The organism is Sulfitobacter sp. HI0129, from assembly GCF_001635395.1.
Classification (GTDB): Bacteria; Pseudomonadota; Alphaproteobacteria; order Rhodobacterales; family Rhodobacteraceae; genus Sulfitobacter.
In genome coordinates, this window is sequence record NZ_LWGH01000766.1 from 1 (window position 1) to 3,008 (window position 3,008).

Consider the following 3,008-nt stretch of genomic DNA (forward strand, 5'->3'; position numbering starts at 1 on the left):
TGCGCCTCCAATTAGGTAGCGGTTGTAGGCCTGCTGGCTTCCCATGGCGGCGCGGGCGAAACTGTATCCGCCACCGAGGCCTCCGGAGAGGGCAGGCATCATGATGTTGCCGGAGATCGCGCGGACGATGAAGGGTGTTGCGATGATGAACCCTTTGGCCATGAGGACCATCATGAAGAAGGGGAGAAGGGCACCAATGTTGGAAGCCCCTTCCGGATCACCCAACTCGCCGATGAGAGCCGAGGCCACCCCGGTGATGGTCGCGAAGACACCTGCGACCACGATCGGGTAGATCGCGAAGGAGATAAGCGCGGATAACCAGCGCGCGAAATAATCCTTGGTGACCTCGAAGAGGGTCAGGAAGATCATCACCGGGGCGATCCCGATCAGGAGCGCGATCATCAGGCGGGAGGCCACGAGGATGAAGGCGGCCAGCCCGCCGAGGATCGAGAGCAGAAGAACACCGACGATGTCGAGCATGGCGCCGGCCATCCAGTTCAGCTCGGACCCGGCAGCGTTCAGATAGTCGCCCAGTTCCGCGATCAGGCGGTCGAATTCTTCGGCGAAGGTGCCTGAGGGGCCAGGGCTGCCGCCGCCGACGGAGGCCACAAGGGCGCCTGCAATACTGTCGATCCCATAGAGAATGGCAGACGAGAAGGCGTTGAACTGCACCCAATTGGTCGCGAATATCCCGATGAGCCCGATCTTGACCGCAAGCCAAAAGGCCGTGTGCCCATCCATGGCCCGGTATTGATAGATCATGTTGATGCCGACGAGGATCACCACCAGCGTTGTCCCCAAAACCAGGAGCGTGCCGACCGTTGCCGCAACCGCACCAAACTGGGTCTCAGCGGCGGTGTCGAGATAGGCTTGGGAGGTTTCAACGACGTAGGTGACGACACTCATCGCGGGACTGCCTTACCAATTGCCTGCGGCGTCGCAGATGGCCTTGGCGGCAGTTCGGGCGGCGTTGGCGCGGCGATTGTAGCCTTCCGAGGCTTCGAGCATTTCCCACCGTTCGTCGCTCGCGTAGCTCTCCCGAAACATCGCCTCGGCCGCGTCCCAGGACGGGAACCGGGTCGCGCAGTCGCAGTTGCCGATCTCGACGACCCGCTCGAGATTCTGGGCGCGATAGATGTCCTGAACCAGAACCCGCTGATAGGCTTGGCGCAGGGGGATCTCCTGCATCCAGATGGGCTCGGCGTGCCGGTCCGAACAGACGTCAAAGCTGCGCTCGAGGGTCGGCACTAGGTTGCGCTCGGCAACGGCGAAGGTAGGCTTCAGGCTTAGGGCCAGCGCGGCCAAGGCGAGGTGCTGCGCCTGCCTCATGCCGTGGCTCCAGCGGGTGTGGTTTCGCGCTTCAGGAAAACGGTGTGCCCGATATTGGCAAATTCCGAAGTGCTGATCGACACCACCTCCCACCCGTCTGCGCCCTTCTCGTTCAGGCTGGCCTGCATGTCGGAGAGGCTGGTCTTGCGGGTCATGGGAAAGGACAGGATATTGTATTCAAACGTCTTCATGGGGAAGTTCCGATCTCGGTTGCGCCGGGGAGGTAGAATTCCGTGATGCCGCGTTTGCCGTCGTGGCGCCCAGCCTGGATGATCACGTCGATGGAATTCTCGATGTATTGGATCATGTCGGCATAGGTCATCGGGATCTCGGTTTTGAGTGCTGCGATCGCGAGCCGCTGGACGGCCAGTTGCGGGGTTTCGGCATGGAGCGTGGTCATGGAGCCGCCATGACCGGTGTTGATCGCCTCGAGGAAGGTCATGGCCTCCTTGCCGCGCACCTCGCCGAGGATGATCCGGTCGGGGCGCATGCGCAGCGTCGCGGTGAGGAGCACATCGGCGGATTGGAATTCCGCGTCGCGATTGGCGATGAGGGTCACGGCATTTGGTTGGGTCGGCAGAAGCTCGGCGGCTTCTTCGATGGTGACGATGCGTTCCTCGGCCGGTACGTGAGAGAGGATCTTGCGCGCGGCGACGGTCTTGCCGGTGGAGGTGCCACCCGAGACGATCATGTTGAGTTTATTCTCGACGCAGAAGGCAAGCGCATCATCGATCAATCCGGCAGCCACCACGGCGCGCAAGGCGCGCTTTTTTTCGACGCGCAGGTCTTCGAGCTTGCGCTCTTTTCCGTAGAGGAAATCGAGTGCGATGCCCTCGAGTGGCAGGCTCGAGAAGAACCGCAGGCTGATCGACATGGCCGAGAGCACGGCGGGCGGGGTGATGACCTGTGCGCGGATCGGGCGTCCCTTGTAGGTGATCGAGACCGAGACGATGGGGCGGTCCTTGCTCATCGTGGTATTGGCAGAGGAGGCGATCTGGTTGCCGAGGTCCCTGACCTGAACGCCCGTCAGCCTTTGATCCAGCGCGCGCATGAAGTGATCGCCCTGGAATTCGCCCCAGCAGGTCCCGTCTGGATTGATGCAGATCTCGATGACATCGTCGCGGGCGGCGGCGTCGATCCTGTCGAGGGAGGTTTCGAGATAGCTCAGCGACATGGCCTCAGAATATCTCCAGATCGCGGTCGACCATGACGGTGACGCGGGCGCCCTGGTCGACATAGATGACGGGGCCGATGGAGAGGTAATCGCCAATGACGCTGTCCGTGGCATCTGCCAGATCATCGCCAACGTCTTCGAGAACGTCGGCGGCAGTCTCATCCTGAACCTCGGAGGCGGCGGCACTTGGCGCGGCCGAGATCAGCGAGATCAGGGCGGCCGACCCGAAACGCTCGGCGAAGCGTGTGTCTATGAGGCCGGTGACGCCAGAACGGCCCAGTTCATCACCTCCGAAGGAGCTGATCTGGACGGTCTGATTGTCAGGCAGGATGATCCGGTCCCAGGCGATCGTGACGCGGCGCTGCGCGATATCGACGCCAGCGCGGTAGCGCCCGATGAGACGCGATCCTCGGGGGATCAAGAGGCCCACGCCATCGACGCTGTAGACATCCTCGGACACCACGGCACGGGTCTGGCCGGGCAGGGAGCTGTCAAGGGCAGTTTC

The 3,008-nt window shown here is 62.3% G+C and carries 5 protein-coding genes; all 5 read right to left on the reverse strand.

Annotation, left to right across the window (positions count from 1 at the left end; translation table 11 throughout):
• Positions 1–906: type IV secretion system protein (locus tag A3764_RS18740; RefSeq protein ID WP_067951944.1), on the reverse strand; the 906-nt coding region annotated here is incomplete at its 3' end.
• Positions 907–918: 12 nt separating this feature from the next.
• A complete protein-coding gene (locus tag A3764_RS18745; protein WP_067923877.1) occupies positions 919–1,329 on the reverse strand; it encodes a hypothetical protein in 411 nt (136 codons plus the stop codon).
• Complete coding sequence (locus A3764_RS18750; protein WP_012187154.1) at positions 1,326–1,520, reverse strand: DUF4177 domain-containing protein; 195 nt, start codon at positions 1,518–1,520, stop codon at positions 1,326–1,328. The genes A3764_RS18745 and A3764_RS18750 overlap by 4 nt, the downstream gene beginning before the upstream one ends.
• Positions 1,517–2,503, reverse strand: coding sequence for an ATPase, T2SS/T4P/T4SS family (locus tag A3764_RS18755; protein ID WP_067923875.1), 987 nt, complete (start codon positions 2,501–2,503; stop codon positions 1,517–1,519). Before A3764_RS18755 ends, A3764_RS18750 begins: the two co-directional genes overlap by 4 nt.
• A gap of 4 nt (positions 2,504–2,507) precedes the next feature.
• On the reverse strand, positions 2,508–3,008 hold a 501-nt coding region (locus A3764_RS18760), incomplete at its 5' end, for a TrbI/VirB10 family protein (protein WP_150122295.1).

Excerpts from the sequence above, each read along its gene's own strand:
- A3764_RS18745 (WP_067923877.1), bottom strand. The coding sequence starts at position 1,329 with ATGAGGCAGGCGCAGCACCTCGCCTTGGCCGCGCTGGCCCTAAGCCTG.
- A3764_RS18750 (WP_012187154.1), bottom strand. The coding sequence starts at position 1,520 with ATGAAGACGTTTGAATACAATATCCTGTCCTTTCCCATGACCCGCAAG.
- A3764_RS18755 (WP_067923875.1), bottom strand. The coding sequence starts at position 2,503 with ATGTCGCTGAGCTATCTCGAAACCTCCCTCGACAGGATCGACGCCGCC.